Consider the following 21,533-nt stretch of genomic DNA (forward strand, 5'->3'; position numbering starts at 1 on the left):
CAAAGTGCCCGCTGGGGCACGACGCGCGACACCCCGGGCAACCGGCACCGTGTTGGCCATGACCACACACACGGTGACCCTGACGGGGCTACGGGCGGTGTACGGCACCGCAACCCGGCGGGTGACGGCGCTCGACGGCGTGAGCACCAGCTTCGCGAGCGGCACGTTCACGGCGGTGATGGGCCCATCGGGCTCGGGAAAGTCCACTCTGCTGCACTGCGCGGCGGGACTGGACAGCCCGACCGAGGGGGTCGTCACGATTGACGGCACGCGCCTGAACGACCTCGGCGAGGACGAGCTGACCCGGTTGCGGCGCGACCGGATCGGCTTCGTGTTCCAGGCGTTCAACCTGGTGTCCACGCTGACCGCCGCGCAGAACGTCGAGTTGCCGCTGCGCCTGGCCGGTCGCCGCCCACCGGCGCGGGACGTGACCGCGGCGCTCGACGCCGTGGGCCTGGCCGACCGGGCCGGGCACCGGCCGAGTGAGTTGTCCGGCGGCGAACAGCAACGCGTCGCCGTGGCCCGCGCGGTGATCACCCGGCCGGCGGTGGTCTTCGCCGACGAGCCGACCGGCGCACTGGACAGTGCCGCGTCCCGTCAGGTGCTCCGGCTGCTACGCGCACTCGTCGACGACCACGGGCAGACCGTGGTGATGGTGACCCACGATCCGGCCGCCGCCGCGTACGCCGACCGGGTCCTGCTGCTCGCCGACGGCCGCGTCGTCGACGAGTTGAACGGCGGGATCACCGCCGCGGTCGTCGCCGCCCGGATCGCCGAGCGGGAGACGTTCGCGACGACGCCTGCGGAGCGGTCGTGCTGAGCATCCGGCGGTCGGCAAGCGCGTTCGTGGCCGTCGCCATCGGGGTCACGCTTGTCGCGGCGGCCACCCTGCTGCTCGCCTCCGGCCGTCCACAGGCGCCGGACCGGCTCGCGCGGGCCGCGGTCGTGGTGCACAGCCCCGAGGCGGGCGCGTCGGCCGAGTCGTTCCTGCCGACCCGGCCCTGGTCGGCCACCGCGACTGCGGGACTCGTCGACCGGTTGGCCGCCCTGCCCGGAGTCGTGGCGGCGGTGCCGGATCGGACCTTCTACGCCCAGCCGCTCGTCGACGGCCGACCCTCGGGCGCCGACACCGGACGGGAGGACGCCCACCAGGGGCACGGCTGGTCCAGCGCCCAACTGGGCGGACTGCGCCTGACGGCCGGCGAGCCGCCCCGCCGGCCCGGCGAAGTGGTCGTCGACCGCGCGCTCGGGCTGCGTACCGGTGCGCCGCTCACCCTGCTCACCGCGGCGGGGCCGGAGCCGTACACCGTCACCGGTCTGGTCGACGCGCCCGGCGTCCAGGTCGCGGACGAGGTGGCCGCCGCGCTCGCGCCCGGCGTCCGGGCCATCGGGCTGGTGCTCGCGCCGGGGACCGATCCCGAGCGGGTCGCCGCGGCGGCACGCGGTGTCGTCGGCCCGGACGGACGGGTGCTCACCGGCGACGCGCGTGGCGCGTTGGAGCCGCGCAACGACGCCCGCACCCGCTGGATCGGCATGCAGGTGCTCACCGCCACGGCGGCCCTCGCCGGCTTCGTCACGATCTTCGTGGTCGCCTCCACCTTCGCGTTCACCATCGCGCAGCGCCGCCGTGAGCTGGGCCTGCTCCGCGCCGTCGGCGCCACCGGACGCCAGGTCCGCCGCATGGTGTACGTCGAGGCGCTCGTCGTCGGCGTCGCGGCGGGGCTCGTCGGCCTGTTGGTGGGTGCGGTGCTCGCCCCGATCCTGGGCCGGCTGCTCGTCGAGGTCGGCTTCGAACCATCGACCTTCCGGGTGCGCTACACCCCGTGGCCGATCGCGCTCTCGCTCGTCGCCGGGCCGGTGATCGCGCTGCTGGCCGTCTGGTCGGCGTCGCGCCGGGCCGCCCGGGTCCGACCGCTGGAGGCGTTGCGGGAGGCGGCGGTGGAGCAGCGACCGATCGGGCGACTGCGGGTCGCCACCGGCGCGCTGCTCGTCGCGGCGGGGGTCGCGCTCAGCGTCGGGACGGCGACCGCCGACGAGGCCCGCGTCGGGGCGCAGTACGCCCTGTACGCGGTGATGGCGCTGGTGGCCGGTGCCACGGTGCTCTCCCCGGCGGTGGTCGGGCCGGCGGTGCGACTGCTGCGGTCTCCGGTCCGGCGGCGCGGTGGCGCGATCGGGATGCTGGTCCGGGGCGGGGCGTTGACCGCGACCCGGCGGACCGCGTCGACGGCCGCCCCGGTGCTGCTCACCGTCGCCTTCGCGGTGCTGGTGTCCGGGATGGTGCGGACCACCACCGCCGCCTACGCCGCGGGTCGGGCCGACAACGTGAACGCCGGCTGGATCGTGCTGCCCGACCGGGCACCCGGTCTGTCGGACCAGGCCGTCGCCGCGACCGGCGGCACCGCCCTCCTGCCGACCACGGTCTTCCGTACCGATCCCGCGACGCCGCCGGCGGACCGGCCACTGACCGCGCTCGGGGTGGACCCGGCCGGTTTCGCCGCCGCGAACCGGGCGCTCACCGTCGTCGCCGGCTCGCTCGACGACCTGCGTGGCGACGACACGGTGGTGGTGACCGCCGCGGCGAACCTGCGGCCGTCCGAGCCGTACGCGGTGGTCTTCGCGGACGGGGAACTGGTGTCGCTGCGGGTCGTCGCCGTGGTCACCGACGACTCGCTCCCCGGCGACCTGCTCGTGCCCCGGGCGGTGGTGCGTACGCACGACCCGTCGGCGCTGACGTCCACGGTGTTCGTCCGGGACCGGATCGAGCCTCCGGTCGGCGCGCGGGTCGTCGACGTCGCCACCTGGGCGGCCGAGGCGGACGCCGCGGAGGACCGCCTCGTCTGGCTCTTCACCCTGCTGCTGATCGGTGTGTCGGCCGGCTACGGGGCCATCGCGGTGGCGAACACGCTGCTGCTGGCCGCCGCCGGACGGGCCGCCGACCTGCGGCTGATCCGGATGGCCGGGGCGACCCGGCGGCAGGTGATCTGGTTGGTGACGGCCGAGTCCGCCCTGGTGGTGCTGATCGGCGCGCTGCTCGGCGGGGTGGTCGCGTTCGTCGGTCTGCTCAGCATCCGCGCCGGCCTCGCCGAGCAGGTCGGTGCCCCTGTCGACCTGGTGGTGCCGTGGTCGGTGATCGTCGGTGTGGTGGGGTTGTGCCTGCTGCTCGCGGCGCTGGCGAGCGTGCTGCCGACGTGGCGGATGCTGCGTTACCGCCCCGCGCGGTCACCGGTCGGGGTCGCCGGATGAGCGCGGCCCCGCCCCCCGGGGGAGCGGCCGGACGGCTACGGTCCACGGATGCGATTCGCGCGGCCGGTCGGGCTGCTGCTCTCCGCCGTCGCCGTCGTGCTCTGGGCGTTCGGCGTGACCGTGCTGCAACCGCTGACCGAGCCGATCGGCCCGTGGTCGGAGCGCCTGCCGGGCAACAACACCTACTGGGCGCGCGACCTTCGGTTCCTGGCGATCATGGCGGTGGCGGTCGGGCTGGTGCTGGCCGGCCGGGGTCTTCGGTCCTGGAGCCGAACGGCAGTGGTGCTCGGCGGTTGCTGGGTCGCCGCCGACCTCGCGATCGACCGGACCGATCCGATCGGTGTCCGGGCGACGGTGCTGCTTGCCGTCGGCGGTTGCGCGGTACTCGGCGTGCTGGCGGTGGCCCTGATGGGCTGGGAACGCGGGCTGCCTCCAGCCGCCGATCGGAAGGTCCTGACCGGTGCGGCGTGTGTGGCCGGCGTCTTGACGATCGTGGCGGCCGGTATCGAGTCACCGACGGACCGGGAGCCGGAACTGAACCAGGGCGCCCTGGCCACCGCGGCGCTGCTCGTCGTCCTGTCCGTCGCTGCCGCGCTGGCGGCGGCCCCGGCGCGGCCCCGGTCCCGCGTCGGGCTGGCGGCCGGCCTAGCCGTGGCATCGCTGCTCGGCGTCGGGCTGGTCCGTGCCGTTGCGCCCGGGACGCGACTCCTGCCGGAGATGGCCCTCGGGGCCGTGCTGCTCACCGGGGTCACTCTGCTGGCCTGGGACTGGCCGGGCGGTCGGCCGATCTGGCGGCACCACGCTCTGGCCGCCCTCGCCGCCTTCGTGGGACCGTTTGCCTTCCTGCTGGTCACGGCCATCCCCATGCTGATCCTGCTGCCGATCGGGCCGACGTTCACCGCGCTGGCCGGCAACAGCCCGATCAACGCGGCCGACTCCGACCTGCTGGTCTCGCTGTGCGGGCTGCTCGCCGGGCTCGGGATGTCCCTGCTGCTGGCCTGGCCGACCGCCGACAACCGCCGGTAGCTCGCCCGACGACCGCCGGTAGCCGGACGGCCGTCGGCGCATCACTCGACGACCGGCAGCACGACCTCGTTGCGGCGCAGGAACCACGGCTTCCACGGCAGGTCGAAGCGTACGTACCGGATCGCGCCTCTGGGTTGCAGCCCGGCCGCGGTGACCGAGCGGCCGAGCATGGTGGCGCGTTGGCTGAACGCTTGCTCCGTCCACCGGCCGGAAAACCGCATCGCCGCCGCCAGTTGCCCCGGCACCTCGCGGGTCCGCACCCTCGGGTCGACCGGTTCGGGCAGGGTGGCGGCGGTGAAGACGACAGGCATCACGAACTGGATCAGGTACGCGCCCGGCCGCTCACCCTCCACCTGGACCACCGGGACGGTCATCGCGATCTTCTCCGAACCGCTGGCGGCGGGCCTCGCCGGCGCGGCCGTCCCGATCGGTTGCCGGGTCCGGTTGGCGCCGCCGAGGTACGCGGCCAACGGCCGGAACGCCTCGATGGGCGCCCGGGTGAACGACGCCTGGATCTGCATCTCCGCCACCAGGTGGGCCGGGTACCGACGCAGTTCGAAGCCGGGGTGGCGGGACACCACCCGGTACGGCTGCTGTTCGGTCATCGCGCGGCTCCCAGGATCTCCTGGGACAGACGCTACCGCCCGTCCGGCTTCCGCTCGGCCGAAGTCGGCTGCTCCGGCCCCGGGGCGACGGCCCGTGTGGTCAACCGCCAGTACTGCCGCTTGCCCTCGTCGCGCAGCACCACCCCGAGCCGGCCCAGCTCCCGGCGCAACTCACGGGCGTCGTCGCGGCGGTCCCGCTCGATCGCCCGTTCGCGGGCGCGTAGCAGCGCGTCCGCGCCCGCGGGCAGTCCGGGCAGGTCGGACACCCACAGCCGGTACGCCGACCGGTGCGGATCGTCGTCCGCCCAGCTCCAGCCGTGCGTGCGGAACGCCTCCGCCAGTTGGGCGGCCGGCAGGTCCGTCGACTCGCGGGCCAGTTCCGCGCCGTCGCCGTCGAGCAGCACCAGGTGCTTGTCGGCGAGGAAGACCATCCGGGTGTCGACCCGTGCGACGGCGCGGTCCTGGTCGGAGCGGCGCAGGCGGACCTGCGCCGCGTCGACGGTGACGATCAGCCGTTCGGCGGTACCGATCCCGGCGACGACCAGGCCGGCCAGGACGCCCACCGCGACCGCGCCGAAGGTGGCCTGCGGCTCGGGCAGCCGGTCCAGCCACTCGACCAGGTCACCGAACGGCACCCAGGGCAACCGGGCGAGCCAACCGGTCGTCGCCACGAGGAGCCATCCGAGGCCCGCGCCGACAAGCGGGAAGCCGCCCCACATGACGGCCAGCTCGGTCGCGCCGCCGCTGACGACGGTGCGTGGTCGATTGCCGGCCAGGTCCATGGTCAGGACACCTCGCGGCGCAGCGTCCGGAAGAGACCGGCGGCCAGCGGAAGGACCATCCAGACCAGCAGGGACACCACTATCCGCCCCCACTGCCCGCCGGTGACGGCGTCGCTGCTGAACAACGGTTCCATGGTCTTGCTGGTGTCCAGCCACTCGGACGGGCCGCGCAGAGGCTTGACCATCTCGCCGAGCACCCCCCAGAGGGTGGGCAGCAGGAGATAGCCGACGATCGCCAGCGGCGGGTTGAGCAGCAGCAGGCCGAAGGCGGCGCCCATCAGAACGCTTGTGACCTGGATGACCACCGCGTTCAGGACCAGCGACCAGTCGAACTCCCAGGTGCCCGCCCCGCCGGTGGCGGACGCCACGAGCGTGCCGATGGCGGCGACGGCGAGACTGGTCAGCACCGAGGCGAGCGCGGTCAGCGACACGGCGATCAGTTTAGCGACGACCACCCGTTCCCGGCGGGGCACCAGGGCGTACGTGGTGAGGGCGGTCCGCTGCGACCACTCGCTGGTGATCGACAGGATGCCCAGCACCGGTAGCAGCACCGACACCGGCAGCAGCGAGGGGACGAAGAAGTTGAGGAGGGTCTGGTCGGCGTCCTTCGCGTAGATCAGTTGCAGGGTCACGATCACGGCGGTGGCCAGGCCGATGGTGATCAGCAGCCAACGGCCGGCCCGGGTGTCGACGAGCTTGCGCACCTCCACGGCGGAGAGCCGGAGCAGCGACGGACGGCGTACCGGAGTGTGGTGCCGGGGCGCGACGGCGCCGGCGGCGGGCGCGGTGGTGGTGGTCATCGGACGGCCTCCTTGGTCGATTCGCCGGCGGTCAGGGTGAGGAAGAGCTGTTCGAGGCCGCCGCCGCTGGCCGGGCGCAGCTCGGCCAGCGCGACGCCGGCATCGGCGGCGGCCTGGCCGACCGCCTCGGCGTCGGCCTGCACGAGCAGCCCCTCCGAGCTGTCGGCGGTGGGCAGGTTTGCCGCGTCCAGCGCCCGGCGCAGCGCCGCGTCGTCGCGCGCCCGGACCACGGTGCCGCCACCGGCCAGCAGCTCGTTCTTGTCGCCCTGGGCCACGATCCGGCCACCCCCGATCACCACCAGCCGGTCCGCGACCGCCTCCACCTCGCGCAGCAGGTGGGAGGAGAGCAGCACGGTGCCGCCCCGGTCGGCGAAGTCGCGCAGCAGGCCGCGCATCCAGAAGATCCCCTCCGGGTCCAGGCCGTTGGCCGGCTCGTCGAGGATCAGCACCCGAGGGTCGCCGAGCAGCGCCTGCGCCAGGCCGAGCCGCTGGCGCATGCCCAACGAGTACGCCCGTACCCGACGCTTCGCCGCCACCGCGTTCAACCCGACCAGGTCGAGCTTCGCGGCGACCTCGCGCCGGTCCAGACCCATGGTGTACGCGGACAGCGTCAACGCCTCACGCCCGGTGCGCCCGGCGTGTTGGGCGGAGGCGTCCAGCAAAACCCCGACCTCCCGGCCGGGGTTGGGCAGCTCCCGGTACGGGTGCCCGGAGACGGTGGCCCGGCCGGCGGTCGGCGCGGTGAGGCCGCAGATCATCCGCATGGTGGTGGACTTGCCGGCTCCGTTGGGGCCGAGGAAGCCGGTGACGGTGCCCGGCTCGCACTGGAACGAGACGTCGTCCACGGCCGGATGTGGCCCATATCGCTTGGTGAGGTTCTCTACCGTGATCATGCGGTTGAGCCTGCCCGCGCCGCCCGGCCATCCGCTGCGGCCACCGGTCGGTGCCGTGTCGCCCTTGGTCGACGTTCGGGTCTCGACTTTGGTAGCTGGTCGTGGTGCCCGTCGGTGCCTAGCATTGGGGCCGTGACCAGCCTCGCCGTCCCGGAGCACCCCTGGCTGCTGCCAGGGGAGCTGGCCGTGCCGGCCGACCGGGGGCGCACCCACCCGCGCCGCACCACCCGCGACTGGATCGTGGACACGGTCGCGTTCCTGGGTTCCCTGCTCTGGGTGCTGTTCGTCACCGCGGACGCCCTGTCGCCGGATCCGGCGATCGCGATCCCGCTCCCGCACGAATGGATGACCGTCGCCGACGCCCTGATCGGGCTGGTCTGCTGCGGGCTGCTCTGGGTGCGCCGGCGGTGGCCGCTCAGGCTGCTGGTGGCCACCACACCGCTGACCATGTTCTCGCTGGCCGCCGCGATCCCACTGTTGATCCTGTTCTTCACGGTGGTGGTGCATCGCCGGACCGCCATCGCGATGGCGGTGACCGCCGCCGGTCTGGTCACCAACCTGGTCTTCAGTTGGCTGCGCCCGGACCCGGCCTGGCCGTACTGGGCGACGGCGTCGTGGGGCGTGGTGTTCAGCTTCGCCGTGCTGGCCTGGGGGATGTTCGTGCGGGCCCGCCGGCAGTTGGTCGTGTCGCTGCGCGAGCGGGCCGAGCGGGCCGAGGCCGAGCAGCAGCTCCGCGTCAGCCAGGCCCGCCACCTCGAACGCACCCGGATCGCCCGGGAGATGCATGACGTGCTGGCGCATCGGATCTCGCTGCTCAGCCTGCACGCGGGCGCGCTGGAGTTTCGCCCGGACGCGCCGCCGGACGAGGTGGCCCGCGCCGCCGGGGTGATCCGGGGCAGCGCGCACGCCGCCCTCCAGGACCTGCGAGAGGTGATCGGGGTGCTGCGGGCCGCGGGCAGCACCGACGGCGACGCCCCCGAGCCGCCGCAGCCCACTCTCGCCGACCTGCCCGCCCTGATCGCCGAGTCGCGGTCCGCCGGCGTTCGGGTCAACGTCAGCGACACCGTGGACCGGGTGGGGGAGGTGCCGTCGGCGCTGGGCCGGGCCGCGTATCGGATCGTGCAGGAGGGGCTGACCAACGCCCGCAAGCACGCGGCCGGCGCGGCCGTCACCGTGGACGTGGCCGGCGGGCCGGGCGCTGGTCTGACCGTGGCGATCGGCAACCGGTGGCCGGTCGGCGCGCCGCCCGGCGGCACGCTGCCCGGTGCCGGCACCGGCCTGGTGGGCATCAGCGAGCGCGTCACGCTGGCCGGCGGCCGGCTGGCCTACGGCCGGGACGACGCGGGCGACTTCCGGCTGGCCGCCTGGCTGCCGTGGCCGGCGTGACCGTGCCCGCCGACGCGCCGGGGCCTGCCGGTGCGCCGGGGTCCGCTGGTGCCGCCGGGCCGTCGGGCGCGGCCGGGCCGGAGTCGGCCGTGCCGTCGGTGCGCGTGTTGATCGTGGATGACGACGCCCTGGTCCGGGCCGGCCTCTCGATGATCCTCGGCGGCCTGCCGGACCTGACCGTGGTCGGTGAGGCTGCCGATGGCAGCGAGGTCCCGGCCGCCGTCGCCGCGTACGCCCCGGACGTGGTGCTGATGGACATCCGGATGCCGCGGGTGGACGGGCTGACCGCCACCGAGGCGCTGCGCGCCCAGCCGCACCCGCCGGAGGTGCTGGTGTTGACCACCTTCGACGCCGACGAGCAGGTGCTGCGGGCGCTGCGCGCCGGGGCGGCCGGATTCCTGCTCAAGGACACCCCACCGGCGGAGATCGTGCACGCCGTACGACGGGTGGCAGCCGGCGAGGCGACGCTCTCCCCGACGGTGACCCGGAAGCTGATCGCCCATGTGACCGCCGCCACGCCCGTCCCGGTCGGTCCGGACCCGCGCCGGGAGCGGGCGCTGCGGTTGCTCAGTGGGCTCAGTGAACGGGAGCGGCAGGTGGCGGTCGCCCTCGGGCGAGGCCAGACCAACGCGGAGATCGCGGGGGAGCTGTTCATGAGTGTGGCGACGGTGAAGGCGTACGTCTCGCGGCTGCTGACCCGGCTCAACCTCAACAACCGGGTCCAGGTGGCCCTGCTCGTGCACGACGCCGGCCTGGCCTGAGCCACGCGGCGGGGATGCCTCGACACCATCTGTCGATCGCGACAACACGGATGAGGTTACACTCATTCTTGGTTGTTTCATTTTTGGTTGTGTCAGGGGTGGGTCATGGACGGCTTCGTCGGACGGGACCGTGAGCTTCAGCTCCTGAGCGGCATGCTCGCTCGGGTGCAACGGGGCGGCAGAGCTGGCCGACCAGGTCGCGCACTCCTCATGCGCGGTCGCCGACGGGTAGGCAAGTCCCGACTGGTCGAGGAGTTCGTGGAGCGGGCCGAGGTGCCGTACCTGTTCTTCACCGCCTCCGCGCAGCCCAGCGTCGCCGCCGACCTCGCTCTCTTCGTGGAGGAGGCGGCAGCCTCGACGCTGCCGGACGCACAGCTACTTCGCGAGCAGCAACCACAGACGTGGGATGCCGCCCTGAGCCTGCTCGCCGCCGCGCTGCCGGCCGACCGGCCGAGCGTCGTGGTCCTCGACGAGATGCCGTACCTCATCGCGGGTGACCCGGGCTTCGAGGGGACACTGCAGAAGATCTTCGATCGTGAGCTTTCCCGACGGCCGGTCCTGCTGATCTGTGTCGGATCGGACCTGGCGATCATGGAGGCCCTGAACGACTACGGCCGGCCGTTCCACCAGCGGGCAACCGAGATGGTCATCCCGCCGTTGAGCCCGGCCGACGTTCGCGACATGTTGGACCTGTCCGCCGCCGACGCGTTCGACGCCTACCTGGTGTCCGGTGGTTTGCCGCTGATCCTCGACGAGTGGCCGACCGGCGTGTCGGTGCATGACTATCTGGCCGACGCCGTACGGGATCCGACCTCGGCCCTGTTGGTCAGCGGCGAACGGGCGCTGGCTGCGGAGTTCCCGCCCCAGTCCCAGGCGGGCCTGGTGCTGCGGGCCATCGGCTCCGGTGAGCGGACCTTCTCGCTGATCTCCCGCGCGGCGGGGAATCTTCCGCAGGCGTCCCTCAACCGCGCCCTGCGCCTGCTGACGCAGAAGCGGGTCGTGGAGGTCGCCGTTCCGCTGTCCACCAGGCCGTCGCGGGAAACCCGGTACACGGTGGCTGATCCGTACCTGCGCTTCTGGCTGTCGTTCCTGGGGCCGCACCTCTCCGAGATCGAGCGGGGGCGGGGTGATCTGACCCTGGCCCGGATCCTTCGGTCCTGGACGTCCTGGCGGGGGCGGGCCATCGAACCTGTCGTTCGCGAGGCGCTGCGCCGTCTACCCAGCGAGCACCTGCCGGCGGAGGCAGCGACGGTCGGTGGCTATTGGACCCGGACAAACGATCCGGAAATAGACATAGTCGGTGCTGACCGGGAGCCCGTCGCGCGGCGCATCACCTTCGTCGGGTCGATCAAATGGCAGGAGAACCGGCCGTTCGACGCGCACGACCTCGGCCGGCTGCTCCTGCACCGGTCCCAGCTGCCCGGTGTCGACGAGTCGGTACCCACCCTTGCCGTGGCGCGCAGCGGCACCGCCGTCGACGGGCTACACGTTCTGTCGCCGGAGGATCTGCTTCGCGCGTATCGGGATTGAACTTTCGTCGGGTGCCGGCCGTACCCATTGCCGAGGATGTCGGTGCGGTGAGTCCGCCGTACCGCTGCCGAGCTGCGGGAGGCCTGCCGTGCGAGTTGGTGAGCAGTCGACGGATCCCATCGATCAGGTACTGGGGGAGGTGCCAATGCCGGCACCTCTGACCCCGGAGGACGTTCGGCTCGCGGTCCGGGCGGTGGTCGTGCACACCGCCGAGGAGTGGCCCACCGGGCCGCTGTGCCGCAACGACGGCGCCTCCTACCCGTGCCGCCTGCACCGCTGGGGACGACGGGTGTTGGAGACACACGGGCTCAATGAGCGGCAGATCGAGGCGGTGATCCGGCACGGCAACCCGTTCGTGCACGTGCCCTTCCCCTTCACGGCGACCGGGCCGTCGCGGCAGCAGACCGCGCGGGTCGTGCCGCCGGGGGCACGGTCCACCGTCGCTGGCCGGCCGGTGGCACCCCCCGTCACCGCGCCGCGCTGGCCCCGGGCGAGCTGAGCGCCCGCCCGACCCGGGACGACAGGACGCCGGCCCGACGCGGAGATCCCCTCCGCGTCGGGCCGACGTCACGCTGGGCGGACGGCTCAGTTGCCGACCCCGCAGTCCGGCGCCGACCAACTCGTCGTGTTCGAGCTGGAGTCGCTGTTGTTCTCTCGCCGCGAGTCGACGTGCACGTGGTCGTCGTGGTCGGGATAGCCCGGCCCGTAGATCCCACTGAAGCCGTTGTTGCGGGCACTGCGGGCGACCTGGCACAGCGAGGACGACCGCGCGGTGACGTCGGCCGCGTTGCCGTACAGGTGCTGGCTGTCGGACGCGCCGCCGACCTGGTTGTTGCAGGCCCGGCTGCGGAAGCCGCTGGACACGTCGAGTGGTTTGTCGCCGAGACTCTTGCGCATCGCCTCCAGCTTCCACATGGTGCGGAGCGCGTTCTGCCGGGTCTGGGCCGCCGAGAGCGGTCCACCGCTGTAACCGGACCCGCCGCACCCGTCGTCCATCTCGGTGAAGCTGAAGTGCGCGGGCGTGCAGTCGTTGTCCTGTAGCTGGTACAGCTTGGTGTAGGTCTGCGGGCCGGCGACGCCGTCGGCACGCAGCCCGTACGCCTGCTGGAACCGCTTGACCGCGGCGGCGGTCTTCGGTCCGTACTGGCCGTCGTTCTCCACGATGTCCCGGTAGCCGGCCCAGCCGGCGATCCGGATCTGCAACTGGCGGACATCGTCGCCCGAGCGTCCCTGGTACAGGTTGCGGTTCCAGGTGTAACAGCCGTCCGCGTGTGCCGCCGGCGCGGCGACCACCGTGGCGATTGCTGCCCCGGGCAGCGCCAGGGCGAATGCGACGGCGACTCGCTTCAAGGTGTTTACGCGCACAGAAGTCCTCCCGATAGGAGAGCGAATGGGGTGGCTCCAGGACATCGACCGAGAAGTCCCGCGATTTCCACCCTGACACTCATCGGGCCGGTTGGCGGTCGTTAACGAGAATCGTCCTCACAAACCGCCATCCCTGGGTATTGCCTGGGAATTGTGCTGATTTACGAAACAGCCATTCGTCACCGATCACCCCTGCTCCAACCAATCACGACAAGCACACCGAACGTCGCAATCAATCACACCGAGGGTGATGTTCCGCTGTCGGTGGCTGGCGGTAACGTCAGCCCGGGCGGGCGGACTGGCGGAGGTGCACGTGGCACGCGGTGGCGTCTTCTGTGTCGAGGGTCAGTGGCACCGGGACCTCAACGAGCGGGGTTCCGTGTTGCCCACCCTTGAGCTGCTGGAGCGACTGGGCAAGATCCGCTTCATCCACAAGGACGCGGCCACGCGCGACGAACTGTTCTACTTCCTGGACCGCTGGTTGCTCAAGCAGTACGCCGACCACCGGGTGGGCTTCTTCGCCATGCACGGCGAGCCGAGCCGCCTCTGCCTCACCGACTGGCAGTCCGTGGAGCTGAACGAGGTCGCCGACCTGATGGCCGGCCGCGCCGAGGGGCGGCGACTCTATTTCGGCAGCTGCTCGGTGCTGCGCGCCTCGGACGCGGTGTTGCGCGAGTTCCTGGAGGTCACCGGTGCCGCGCTGATCTGCGGTTTCAGCCGAGAAGTCGACTGGGTCGAATCGGCGGCGTTCGAAACCGTCCTGCTCGACGTGCTCGCCAACGGTCAGCGGCACAATGCCGCCGAGCTGCGGATGGGCTCCGCCCACTGGGCGCCGCTCGCCTCGTACCTCGGCTTCCGGGTGATCTACGCCAACGGTCGGGCCTGGCGCCCCTCCAGCCGCCCCCGGGTGCCCACCCAGGCGGCGCACCGCTCCGCGCCCCGCTGACCCGCCGTCGCCGCCGCCCTGGTAGGAACGGGGAATGGCGCGCAGCATCGCACAGAACACCCGGGTCGACCGGGACGGCCTGCTCGACTTCCTCCGGCCGCGACACCGCGTCGTGCTGATGACCACCCGGGCCGACGGCCGACCGCAGTCCTCCCCGGTCTCCGCGGGGATCGACGGACAGGGGCGGCTGGTGGTCTCCACCTACCCCGAGCGGGCCAAGGTGACGAACATCCGCCGCGACCCCCGGGTGTCGGCGTGCGTGCTCAGCGACGACTGGGACGGCCCCTGGGTGCAGATCGACGGCACCGCCGAGGTGCTCGACCTGCCCGAGGCGGTGGAGCCGCTCGTCGAGTACTTCCGCAGCATCTCCGGCGAGCACCCGGACTGGGACGACTACCGGGCGGCGATGGTGCGCCAGGGCAAGTCACTGATCCGCGTCACGATCGACGCCTGGGGCCCGATCGCCACCGGGGGCTTCCCCGCCCGCCTCGCCGACTGACCGCGCCCCGCCGCCCAGGTCAGTCGACCAGGGCGGAGTAGACGAGTTGGCGCAACTGGGAGCGCAGCGGGTAGGTGCTCGACGGCATCAGCTGGGCGAACAGCAGTGCGGTGACCTCCTCGGCCGGGTCCACCCAGAATGCGGTGCTGGCCACCCCACCCCAGTAGAACTCGCCGACGCTGCTCGGCACCCGGCTGGGGATCGGGTCCTCGACCACCGCGAAGCCGAGGCCGAAGCCGATCCCGTCCAGGGTCGTCTCGGCGAAGCCGCCGGTGGACAGCGTGCCCAGGTCCTGGCCACCCGGCAGGTGGTTGCGGGTCATGAACCGCACCGTGCGCGGCCCGAGCAGCCGAACCCCGTCCAGTTCCCCACCGCGCAGCAGCAGTTGGGTGAAGCGGTGGTAGTCGGCGGCGCTGGAGATCAGACCACCACCGCCGGAGAGCAGGGCCGGCTTGCGGTACGCGTGCGCCCCGAGGCTGTCGTGCCGAACGGCCCGGCCGCTGCGCGGGTCCGGTACGTAGAGCGCGGCCAGCCGCCCGGCGTCGTCGCCGTCCATCCACCAGCGGGTGTCGGTCATGCCCAGCGGGCCGAAGATCCGGTCGGCGAAGAACGCGTCGAGGCTCTGCCCGGAGATCACCTCGACGAGCCGGCCGAGCACGTCGGTGGCGACCGAGTAGCCCCAGGCGGAGCCGGGCTGGAACAGCAGCGGCAGCTCGCCGAAGGCCGCGCAGGCGCTGGCGAGGTCGACGTCCTCCGGTGGGTGCAGGTCGAACCCGGCGGCCCGGTAGAGCCCGTCGACCACCGACGTCTGCAGGAAGCCGTACGTCAGACCGGCGGTGTGGGTGAGCAGGTGCCAGACCCGGATCGGCTCGATCGCCGGCACGGTGAACGGCTTGAGCGCCGACCCCTTCGAGTAGACCCGCAGGTCGGCGAACTCCGGCAACCAGCGGCTGATCTCGTCGGTCAGCTCGAACCGGCCCTCCTCCCACAGCATCATCGCCGCGACCGAGGTGACCGGCTTGGTCATCGAGTAGATCCGCCAGAGCGTGTCGGCCTCGACAGGTGCGCCCGACTCCCGGTCGGCCAGCCCGTACGTCGAGGAGTGCGCCACCTCGCCCCGACGGGTGACCACCACCTGCCAGCCGGCCAGCCGGCCGTCGTCGACGTACCTGCCGAAGTGCTCGTCGATCCGCGCCAACCGCGTCGGGTCGAAACCGATCTGATCCGGGTCCGTGCTCTGAGCCACACTCACGTCGCCGAACCTACTAGCCGGTACGCCGGCACCGGAAGGGGGCCGCCACCAGCGACGCCGGCCCGTCGGCTGTCGGTGGTGGGCACTAGCCTGGCCGGATGCCGGAGCTGACCGAGAACGCGACCTTCCGCAACGAGGACTGGTACGGCGAGGAGCTCGTCGACAGGCACTTCGTGGGTTGCGAGTTCTTCGACGTGGACCTGACGGAGGCGGTGAGCCGCGGCGCGGTCTTCACCGGCTGCACGTTCGGCAACGTGCAGTTCAACGCGTCCCGGCACGTCGACTCGGCCTTCACCCGCTGCGTCTTCCGGCGGTGCAACTTCTTCGAGGCCGAGTTCACCGGCTGCAAGCTGATCGGCAGCACCTTCGTCGAGTGCGACCTGCGTCCGATGACGGTGGACGGCGGTGACTGGTCCTTCGTCGCGCTGCCCGGTGCCGACCTGCGCGGCGTCCGGCTGACCGGGGTGCGGATGCGCGAGGCCGACCTGACCAGGGCCAATCTCACCGGCGCCACCGTCACCGGCGTCGATCTTTCCGGCGCGCTGCTGCTCAACGTCCGGCTCGGCGGCGCCGACCTGCGCGGCAGCGACCTCACCGCGCTCGACCCGACGGTCGTCGAGCGGGACGGCGCCATCGTCGACGCCGAGCAGGCCATCGTCATCGCGCAGGTGCTCGGGTTCCGGATCGGCTGACGCGAGGGGCGCCGACGGTCCAGCCGGTACGCCGTGCGCGCAAGGCGGGGCGTCCGGCAGCGTCCGGCTGCGGGGCTGGACACGTCCGCCGGTCCGGATCTAGCGTGTCGTCCACACCGGTGCAAACGTGAAACGACCCACAGTGGACGGCGCGGCGCGCGACGGTCGATGGCAGCCGGGCGGTGGAGGTGGAGGGTCGGTGACGGACGACGACCACACGAGGACGCAGACCCGCACCGGGCTGCGCCGGGTCGCCCGTGCCCGGCAGCGGCGGCGTTGGGCGGTGGAGGGGGTTGCCGTACTCGTCTGCCTGGTGCTGTTGGTCTCGTACCTCGCCAGCCGGTCCGACCCGGAGTCCGGCGACGACCAGGCGGGCCGCGCGGGAGAGGTGCCTGCCGGCGCCGCCCGTTCCGCCGCTCACCCGGCCACCGACGGGCGCACCGGCGAAGCGGGGCCGGCGATGCCGGGCCTGCGTCCGCGTCAGCGCCCACCCTCGCCCGATCCGACACCCGCGACGAGCGCGCCCGTCGCACCTCCCGCATCTCCCGCGCCTCCCGCGTCACCCGGGTCCCCGGTGCTGTCGATGACCCAGGGGGAGATGCCTGCCGAGGTCGACCTCACCGCCGTGGGCACCCGGGACTGGATGCACTGGGGGCCGCGCGGGGGCAACTCGACGGTCCGCAAGAACTCCGGCTCCGGGGAGATCATCGACGCGGGTGGTGTCGGCACGCGGGTCGGCTGGGACGGCAACCAGGAGTACGTCCGCTGGTCCGACGGCTCGTCGCAGCGGTCGACGAACGGCACCTCCAACGGCGTCTACACCTGTGGTGCCGGCAACGGGTTCACCCTCGCCGTCGCCGGCAGCGGTGAACCGCGCACGGTGCAGGTCTACGGCGGCACCTGGATGGCTCGGGGTCGGCTGGAAGCACGCCTGTCCACCGGTGGGACCGCCCGCACCGCCGTGCTGGAGGACCCGTACACCAGTCGGAGCGCCCAGTTCACCGTCCGGTTCGCCGCGCCGAAGAACGCCCGACTGCTGCTGACCTGGACCGTTGACAAGGTCTTCACCCCGCACTGCGGCAACGTCGGCCTCCAGGCCGTGGCGGTGCGCTGACCGGTCGATCGCACCCCGGGACAGTTTGTCCGTCGCGCACCGTCGAGGAGGCCGTAACTTTCTGCTGTCCCCATCCAACTATCCAGTGTGGAGGCAGCGGAGATGAGCAGCAGCACCGCCCACCGCGTCCGTCGCGCCGTTACGTCCGGTGCCGATGAAGCGCCCGGGGAGGTGCTCCGCGACATTCCCCTGCCGCCGTACGTGACCGGCGAGGACACCCAGTTCGCGGTGCGGGCGGTGGTGGTGCACGCCCCGCAGCGGTGGTCCGGAGGAGTGGTCTGCCGCAACGACGCCAGCCCGCACCCGTGCCGCCTGCACCGTTGGGGCACCCGGGTGCTCGCCCTGCGCGGGCTGCGGGCCGCCGACATCGACGCGCTGATCGAGCGCGGCGACCCGGCGGCGGTGGTCCCTCCACCGGACCGCCCGGCCTGACCGTGCGACGGGCCGGGAGGCGTGGATGCGCCTCCCGGCGCCCGCTCAGCAGGTGATCGGCTTGACCCAGGAGCACTCGACGCCCTCCGGGTTCCCGGGCGTCTCCGGCACCGCAGGCGGTGCCATCCGCGCCGTGGTGGCCGCCACGTCCTCGCGGTATCCCGCCAACGCCACGGCGATCTGGTCCTCCAACGGCTTGACCGACGCCGTCAGGTAGTTGTTCAGCAGGATGGAGAACGCCAACAGTCGGCCGTCGGCGCTCGTGACGTAGCCGGAAAGGCCGGAGACACCTGTCAGACTGCCGGTCTTGGCATGCACGTTGCCCGCCGCGGGCGTGTTTGCCATCCGGCTGCGCAGGGTGCCGCCGACGAACCGATCGGGTTGCCCGGCGATCGGCAGTGCCGAATACCAGGTGGCGAACCACGGTTCGGTGCGGACGGCGCTCAGCAGGTCGACGAACTCCGTCGCGGGGACCAGGTTGCGCCGGGACAGCCCGGACCCGTCGCGCTGGCGCAGTTTCCCGGTGTCCACACCGGAGTCGGCCACGTACTCGCTGATCGCGGTCAGTCCGGCCGTCCAGGTGCCCGACCCGGACCGGACCCGTCCGATCTCCTTGGTCAACACCTCGGCGTGGCCGTTGTTGGAGAGTTTGAGGAACGGCGTCATCAGCTCACCCAGACTCATCGACTCGTGCCGCGCCACCGGGTCGGCCGTCTCCGGGGTGGACTGGCCGAGCACGGTCCGGCCGAGCACCCGGACGCCGTGCCGGTGCAGCGCCGCCCGGAACACGTCGGCCGCGTACCCGGCGGGCTCCTCGACGGTCACCCAGTCGCTGGCGGGACTGCCCCCGACGGCGATCTGGCCGGTCACCACGACTGTGTTGTCGCCGTGCTCGCGCTCGATCGAGATCGAGGTCGTGCCCTCGGCGACCGTGCGGGCCCGGTTGTCGATGCGCAGGTACGCGGTGGGCGGGGTGGTGCTGATCTCCGGTGCGGCGCCGGCTCGGGCTGCCGGGGCGGCGTGCACGATCACGGTGCCCGCGTCGTAGTCGGTGCTCGGCGCGACGGTCAGCGCGGACACCTGGGCGGCGTAGTAGTAGGGCTCGTCGTCCCAGGTCCAGTCGGGGCCGAGCCGGGTGCGGTCGTAGCGGGTGTCGTCGGCGACCAGGTTGCCGGCGACCACCCGCACGCCGTCGGCGGCGACCTGCGCGGCGAGCGCGTCGTAGTCCGTGGCGAGCATCGTCGGATCACCTCCGCCGCGAAGGTAGAGGTTGCCGGAGAGCAGGCCCGCGCGGCGCTTGCCGGTGGCGCGTACGTCGGTGCTGAAGCGGTGTCCCGGGCCGAGCAGCTCGAGGGCCGCCGTCGAGGTCAGCAGCTTGGTGTTCGAGGCCGGGATCAGTCGACGGTCACCGTTGCGGTCGTAGAGCGTCTGGCCGGTGCTGGTGTCGACCACGACCACCGATGTCTGCGCCCCGGCAAGCCGGGCGTCGGCGAGGATCGTGTCGATTGTGGCGTTCAGTCGGGTCGTCGCGGGCGTGGGCGACTCGGCCGTGGCGCCGGGCGCTCCGGCGGTGGCCGCGACGGCGACGAGCGTGAGCAGCGCGAGGGCCCGAGGAAAGTGACGGCGATGCATGCGCCGATGCTGTCATGAGGTGTATTCGCCGGAGAAGGGCCTCGGGGCGGGTCCTCGCCGACCCGGACTACGTCGGCCGGCCGACCGACTTGTCGTGACCACCCCAGTAGTGCCGCTGCGCACCCATCACCAACGGTGCGACAAGCGCGGCGAGCGCCCCGCCGAGCAGCGGGAAGACGATGAACACCCAGAGCTGCCGCAACGCCACACCACCCTCGAAGACCGCCGGGCCGAACGCGCGAGCCGGGTTGACCGCGGCGCCGGTCAGCGTCACGCCCACCAGTTGGGTCGCGGCGAGAGCCAACCCGATGGCCAGACCCGCGGTGCCCGGATTCTCGCTACGACTGGTCACCACCAGGACGACAAGCACGAAAAGGAAGGTCAGGATGACCTCCAGCACGGCTGCGCCTCCCCGGTTGATGTGCGCGCCGTAACCGTTCGTGCCCAACGCCCCGGTCTGGTCCGCGACGTCGCCCCAGCGGGTCAACGCCCAGAGCACGAAGGCCGCCACTGTCGCGCCGACGAACTGCGCGATCCAGTACGCCACGGCACCGATCGCCGAGATCTTCCCGGAGAGCAGCACACCGAGCGTCACCGCCGGATTGACGTGGCTCCCGGACAGGGGGCCGATCGTGTAGACGAGGGCGACCATCACGAAGCCGAAGGCCAGAGCGACCACCACCACGCCACCCTGGACCCGCGCGGCGACGGCACTGCCGACCCCGAAGAAGACCAGCAGCAGGGTCCCGAGGAACTCGGCCGCGTACCGACGAAAGTCGCTCATGAACTCAGCGTAAGCGCAGGCCAGATGGCTGTTACCGGAATGGCCGGCCCCGCTGGTCCGGCGCGCGCCGGACCAGCGGTGTGATCGTCACCGAGGTGGCCCCCGGCCCCCGCTCTCGACTGACCTGGCTCTATTTGACGGATGCTCCGCCAGCGGGCACGGTGGTGGTGAAGGGGCCGTCAGCTGCCCCGATTCCATGCGACGGCGACGACCGTTCGCCCTCCTGTCGCCTCCCACGTGCGCTCGTACGCGAGCCGACCGTCCGGTCTGCGCATCATTGCGACCGCGAGCCGAGAATCCACGAGGAGTTCCGAAAATGCTCACCATGACCGACAACGCCGTGCTCGTCATCCGTGACCTCGCCAACCAGCAGGACGTCGCCCAGGACGGCGGCGTACGCATCGCCGCCGACACCGAGGCGGGCTCCCTGACCGTCGAGTTGGTGCCCGAGCCGGTGCAGGGCGATCGTGTGGTCGACAACCAGGGCGCCCGGATCTTCCTGGACGAGGATGCCGCCGAGTTGCTCGGGGACGCCTCGGTGGACGCCACCGTCGACGACGAGGGCGTCATCCAGTTCGGCTTCACCGAGCGGCAGTAGGAGCGGCCCGCCGGGTCGGAATTCGGCTGCTCGGGCGTCGGCCCGGCGACTACGCTGCCGCGGTGCCCCCGCCAGCCCACCGGTACCGGTCCACCGACGAGGACAGCGCCCGCTGGACGGGATTCCCGTTCCGCGACGGCGACATCGTGATCAGCACCCGGTCCAAGAGCGGTACGACCTGGATGCAGATGATCTGCGCGCTCCTGGTGCTGGGCACTCCGGAGCTGCCGGCGCCGCTGACCGTGCTGTCACCGTGGCTGGACTGGTTGGTCGAACCACGCGACGACGTGTTCGACCGGCTGGCCGCGCAACCGCACCGACGGTTCATCAAGACGCACACCCCGCTGGACGGCGTGCCGCTCGATCCTCGGGTGCACTACGTGGTGGTGGCCCGGCACCCCCTGGACCTGGCGGTGTCCCTCTATCACCAGGCGGGCAACCTGGACCCGGTGCGCCTCGCCGAGCTGACCGGCGCGCCCGCCCCGACCGGGCCGCCCCGGACAGCGCTGCCGTTGGAGCAGTGGCTGCCGAGCTGGGTCGACCGGGAGGTGGATCCGCGCGCCGACCTGGACTCGCTGCCCGGGGTGATGCTGCACCTGAGCGACGCCTGGGCCCGCCGGCACGAGCCGAACATCGAGCTGGTGCACTACGACGACCTGCTTGCCGACCTGGGCGGTGAGATGCGTCGGCTCGCCCAACGGTGGGGCATCGCGGTCCCACCGGAACGCTGGTCCGAGCTGGTCGAGGCGGCCACCTTCGGGCGGATGCGGGCGCGGGCGGACCGGCTCGCCCCGGACACGCTCGGCGTGCTGCGCGACCGGCAGCAGTTCTTCCGCCAGGGCACCTCGGGCCAGGGCCGCAACCTGCTGGACTCGGCCGGGCAGGCTCGATATCAGGAGCGGGCGGCGGCGCTGGCCCCGCCCGACCTGCTGCGCTGGCTGCACCGCTAGGCGCACACGAGCGCGCGGCGCCGTCCTCGACAGGGTCGGAACGTCGCCGCGCTCTGGCCGTCTCCCACCACCGCAGCCGTTCGGCGGTACGCCGGCGGGGACCTGGCTCGACCGGCTGTTCGTGCCGGTCCGGTGTCTCGATCCCCGGGCCGGTGGGATCCAAACCCTCCGACCGTGGGGAATTCCACAATTCGCCAGTCCCGGCAGCGTGCAGGGCCAGTTGCCGCCCCGCAACTCCCCTGC

The 21,533-nt window shown here is 72.5% G+C and carries 22 protein-coding genes; 14 read left to right on the plus strand and 8 right to left on the minus strand.

What is annotated here, in order from left to right; translation table 11 throughout:
* The first annotated feature begins 58 nt into the window (after positions 1 to 58).
* The 3 genes from AB0O48_RS27125 to AB0O48_RS27135 are packed head-to-tail and all read left to right on the plus strand — an operon-like array spanning position 59 to position 4,269.
* Positions 59 to 820, plus strand: coding sequence for an ABC transporter ATP-binding protein (locus AB0O48_RS27125; protein WP_357242269.1), 762 nt, complete (start codon positions 59 to 61; stop codon positions 818 to 820).
* Entirely contained in the window at positions 814 to 3,243 is a 2,430-nt protein-coding gene (locus AB0O48_RS27130; protein WP_365069082.1) for an ABC transporter permease, read from the plus strand. Before AB0O48_RS27125 ends, AB0O48_RS27130 begins: the two co-directional genes overlap by 7 nt.
* Positions 3,244 to 3,291: 48 nt before the next feature.
* A complete protein-coding gene (locus AB0O48_RS27135; RefSeq protein WP_357242275.1) occupies positions 3,292 to 4,269 on the plus strand; it encodes a hypothetical protein in 978 nt (325 codons plus the stop codon).
* Positions 4,270 to 4,310: 41 nt separating this feature from the next.
* Here the strand turns inward: AB0O48_RS27135 and AB0O48_RS27140 are convergent, their stop codons facing one another.
* The 4 genes from AB0O48_RS27140 to AB0O48_RS27155 are packed head-to-tail and all read right to left on the minus strand — an operon-like array spanning position 4,311 to position 7,349.
* A complete protein-coding gene (locus tag AB0O48_RS27140; RefSeq protein WP_357242278.1) occupies positions 4,311 to 4,874 on the minus strand; it encodes a heme-binding protein in 564 nt (187 codons plus the stop codon).
* Positions 4,875 to 4,906: 32 nt separating this feature from the next.
* Complete coding sequence (locus tag AB0O48_RS27145; protein WP_365069085.1) at positions 4,907 to 5,656, minus strand: hypothetical protein; 750 nt, start codon at positions 5,654 to 5,656, stop codon at positions 4,907 to 4,909.
* A gap of 2 nt (positions 5,657 to 5,658) precedes the next feature.
* On the minus strand, positions 5,659 to 6,456 hold the full coding sequence (locus AB0O48_RS27150) for an ABC transporter permease (RefSeq protein WP_365069087.1): 798 nt from the start codon (positions 6,454 to 6,456) through the stop codon (positions 5,659 to 5,661).
* Positions 6,453 to 7,349, minus strand: a complete 897-nt coding sequence (locus AB0O48_RS27155; protein ID WP_365069089.1) for an ATP-binding cassette domain-containing protein — start codon at positions 7,347 to 7,349, stop codon at positions 6,453 to 6,455. The genes AB0O48_RS27150 and AB0O48_RS27155 overlap by 4 nt, the downstream gene beginning before the upstream one ends.
* Before the next feature lie 132 nt (positions 7,350 to 7,481).
* On the opposite strand from AB0O48_RS27155, the gene AB0O48_RS27160 reads away from it, so the two are divergent.
* The 4 genes from AB0O48_RS27160 to AB0O48_RS27175 all read left to right on the plus strand — a co-directional run bounded on the left by AB0O48_RS27160 (position 7,482) and on the right by AB0O48_RS27175 (position 11,525).
* Entirely contained in the window at positions 7,482 to 8,735 is a 1,254-nt protein-coding gene (locus AB0O48_RS27160) for a histidine kinase (RefSeq protein ID WP_365069091.1), read from the plus strand.
* The gene (locus AB0O48_RS27165) at positions 8,714 to 9,496 is read left to right on the plus strand and encodes a response regulator transcription factor (RefSeq protein WP_365069140.1); all 783 of its coding nucleotides are present in this window, start codon (positions 8,714 to 8,716) and stop codon (positions 9,494 to 9,496) included. Before AB0O48_RS27160 ends, AB0O48_RS27165 begins: the two co-directional genes overlap by 22 nt.
* Positions 9,497 to 9,601: 105 nt before the next feature.
* Positions 9,602 to 11,026, plus strand: coding sequence for a DUF234 domain-containing protein (locus AB0O48_RS27170; protein ID WP_365069093.1), 1,425 nt, complete (start codon positions 9,602 to 9,604; stop codon positions 11,024 to 11,026).
* Positions 11,027 to 11,171: 145 nt separating this feature from the next.
* Entirely contained in the window at positions 11,172 to 11,525 is a 354-nt protein-coding gene (locus tag AB0O48_RS27175; protein WP_357242294.1) for a hypothetical protein, read from the plus strand.
* An 86-nt stretch (positions 11,526 to 11,611) separates the two neighbouring features.
* On the opposite strand, the gene AB0O48_RS27180 is transcribed toward AB0O48_RS27175, so the two are convergent.
* A complete protein-coding gene (locus AB0O48_RS27180; protein WP_357242297.1) occupies positions 11,612 to 12,391 on the minus strand; it encodes a D-Ala-D-Ala carboxypeptidase family metallohydrolase in 780 nt (259 codons plus the stop codon).
* 313 nt (positions 12,392 to 12,704) lie between these two features.
* Between AB0O48_RS27180 and AB0O48_RS27185 the strand changes: the two genes are divergently transcribed.
* On the plus strand, positions 12,705 to 13,337 hold the full coding sequence (locus AB0O48_RS27185; RefSeq protein ID WP_357242300.1) for a hypothetical protein: 633 nt from the start codon (positions 12,705 to 12,707) through the stop codon (positions 13,335 to 13,337).
* A gap of 34 nt (positions 13,338 to 13,371) precedes the next feature.
* Complete coding sequence (locus AB0O48_RS27190; protein ID WP_357242303.1) at positions 13,372 to 13,836, plus strand: PPOX class F420-dependent oxidoreductase; 465 nt, start codon at positions 13,372 to 13,374, stop codon at positions 13,834 to 13,836.
* A gap of 19 nt (positions 13,837 to 13,855) precedes the next feature.
* Here AB0O48_RS27190 and AB0O48_RS27195 read toward each other — a convergent pair whose 3' ends face one another.
* Entirely contained in the window at positions 13,856 to 15,088 is a 1,233-nt protein-coding gene (locus AB0O48_RS27195; RefSeq protein WP_365069096.1) for a serine hydrolase domain-containing protein, read from the minus strand.
* A 98-nt stretch (positions 15,089 to 15,186) separates the two neighbouring features.
* Here AB0O48_RS27195 and AB0O48_RS27200 point away from each other — a divergent pair, with 98 nt between their 5' ends.
* From AB0O48_RS27200 to AB0O48_RS27210, 3 genes are all read left to right on the plus strand, one after another.
* Positions 15,187 to 15,780, plus strand: coding sequence for a pentapeptide repeat-containing protein (locus AB0O48_RS27200; protein WP_357242309.1), 594 nt, complete (start codon positions 15,187 to 15,189; stop codon positions 15,778 to 15,780).
* Positions 15,781 to 15,979: 199 nt separating this feature from the next.
* A complete protein-coding gene (locus AB0O48_RS27205) occupies positions 15,980 to 16,894 on the plus strand; it encodes a hypothetical protein (RefSeq protein ID WP_357242312.1) in 915 nt (304 codons plus the stop codon).
* 102 nt (positions 16,895 to 16,996) lie between these two features.
* Positions 16,997 to 17,326, plus strand: coding sequence for a hypothetical protein (locus AB0O48_RS27210; RefSeq protein WP_357242315.1), 330 nt, complete (start codon positions 16,997 to 16,999; stop codon positions 17,324 to 17,326).
* Positions 17,327 to 17,371: 45 nt separating this feature from the next.
* Here AB0O48_RS27210 and dacB read toward each other — a convergent pair whose 3' ends face one another.
* Together dacB and AB0O48_RS27220 are read right to left on the minus strand one after the other, a co-directional pair.
* Positions 17,372 to 18,958 (minus strand): D-alanyl-D-alanine carboxypeptidase/D-alanyl-D-alanine-endopeptidase, encoded by a 1,587-nt coding sequence (gene dacB / locus AB0O48_RS27215; protein ID WP_357242318.1) that lies wholly within the window; start codon positions 18,956 to 18,958, stop codon positions 17,372 to 17,374.
* Positions 18,959 to 19,025: 67 nt separating this feature from the next.
* The gene (locus AB0O48_RS27220) at positions 19,026 to 19,742 is read right to left on the minus strand and encodes an aquaporin (protein WP_357242321.1); all 717 of its coding nucleotides are present in this window, start codon (positions 19,740 to 19,742) and stop codon (positions 19,026 to 19,028) included.
* Positions 19,743 to 20,058: 316 nt separating this feature from the next.
* Between AB0O48_RS27220 and AB0O48_RS27225 the strand changes: the two genes are divergently transcribed.
* On the plus strand, positions 20,059 to 20,340 hold the full coding sequence (locus AB0O48_RS27225; RefSeq protein WP_355032899.1) for an adhesin: 282 nt from the start codon (positions 20,059 to 20,061) through the stop codon (positions 20,338 to 20,340).
* A 62-nt stretch (positions 20,341 to 20,402) separates the two neighbouring features.
* Positions 20,403 to 21,290, plus strand: a complete 888-nt coding sequence (locus tag AB0O48_RS27230) for a sulfotransferase domain-containing protein (protein WP_357572461.1) — start codon at positions 20,403 to 20,405, stop codon at positions 21,288 to 21,290.
* Positions 21,291 to 21,533 lie beyond the last annotated feature (243 nt).

Source organism: Micromonospora sp. NPDC085948, assembly GCF_040686315.1.
In the GTDB taxonomy this organism is placed as follows: domain Bacteria; phylum Actinomycetota; class Actinomycetes; order Mycobacteriales; family Micromonosporaceae; genus Micromonospora.

Excerpts from the sequence above, each read along its gene's own strand:
- AB0O48_RS27170 (WP_365069093.1), top strand. The coding sequence starts at position 9,602 with ATGGACGGCTTCGTCGGACGGGACCGTGAGCTTCAGCTCCTGAGCGGC.
- AB0O48_RS27220 (WP_357242321.1), bottom strand. The coding sequence starts at position 19,742 with ATGAGCGACTTTCGTCGGTACGCGGCCGAGTTCCTCGGGACCCTGCTG.
- AB0O48_RS27145 (WP_365069085.1), bottom strand. The coding sequence starts at position 5,656 with ATGGACCTGGCCGGCAATCGACCACGCACCGTCGTCAGCGGCGGCGCG.
- AB0O48_RS27175 (WP_357242294.1), top strand. The coding sequence starts at position 11,172 with ATGCCGGCACCTCTGACCCCGGAGGACGTTCGGCTCGCGGTCCGGGCG.
- AB0O48_RS27125 (WP_357242269.1), top strand. The coding sequence starts at position 59 with ATGACCACACACACGGTGACCCTGACGGGGCTACGGGCGGTGTACGGC.
- AB0O48_RS27140 (WP_357242278.1), bottom strand. The coding sequence starts at position 4,874 with ATGACCGAACAGCAGCCGTACCGGGTGGTGTCCCGCCACCCCGGCTTC.
- AB0O48_RS27200 (WP_357242309.1), top strand. The coding sequence starts at position 15,187 with ATGCCGGAGCTGACCGAGAACGCGACCTTCCGCAACGAGGACTGGTAC.
- AB0O48_RS27150 (WP_365069087.1), bottom strand. The coding sequence starts at position 6,456 with ATGACCACCACCACCGCGCCCGCCGCCGGCGCCGTCGCGCCCCGGCAC.
- AB0O48_RS27135 (WP_357242275.1), top strand. The coding sequence starts at position 3,292 with ATGCGATTCGCGCGGCCGGTCGGGCTGCTGCTCTCCGCCGTCGCCGTC.
- AB0O48_RS27155 (WP_365069089.1), bottom strand. The coding sequence starts at position 7,349 with ATGATCACGGTAGAGAACCTCACCAAGCGATATGGGCCACATCCGGCC.
- dacB (WP_357242318.1), bottom strand. The coding sequence starts at position 18,958 with ATGCATCGCCGTCACTTTCCTCGGGCCCTCGCGCTGCTCACGCTCGTC.
- AB0O48_RS27210 (WP_357242315.1), top strand. The coding sequence starts at position 16,997 with ATGAGCAGCAGCACCGCCCACCGCGTCCGTCGCGCCGTTACGTCCGGT.
- AB0O48_RS27225 (WP_355032899.1), top strand. The coding sequence starts at position 20,059 with ATGCTCACCATGACCGACAACGCCGTGCTCGTCATCCGTGACCTCGCC.
- AB0O48_RS27190 (WP_357242303.1), top strand. The coding sequence starts at position 13,372 with ATGGCGCGCAGCATCGCACAGAACACCCGGGTCGACCGGGACGGCCTG.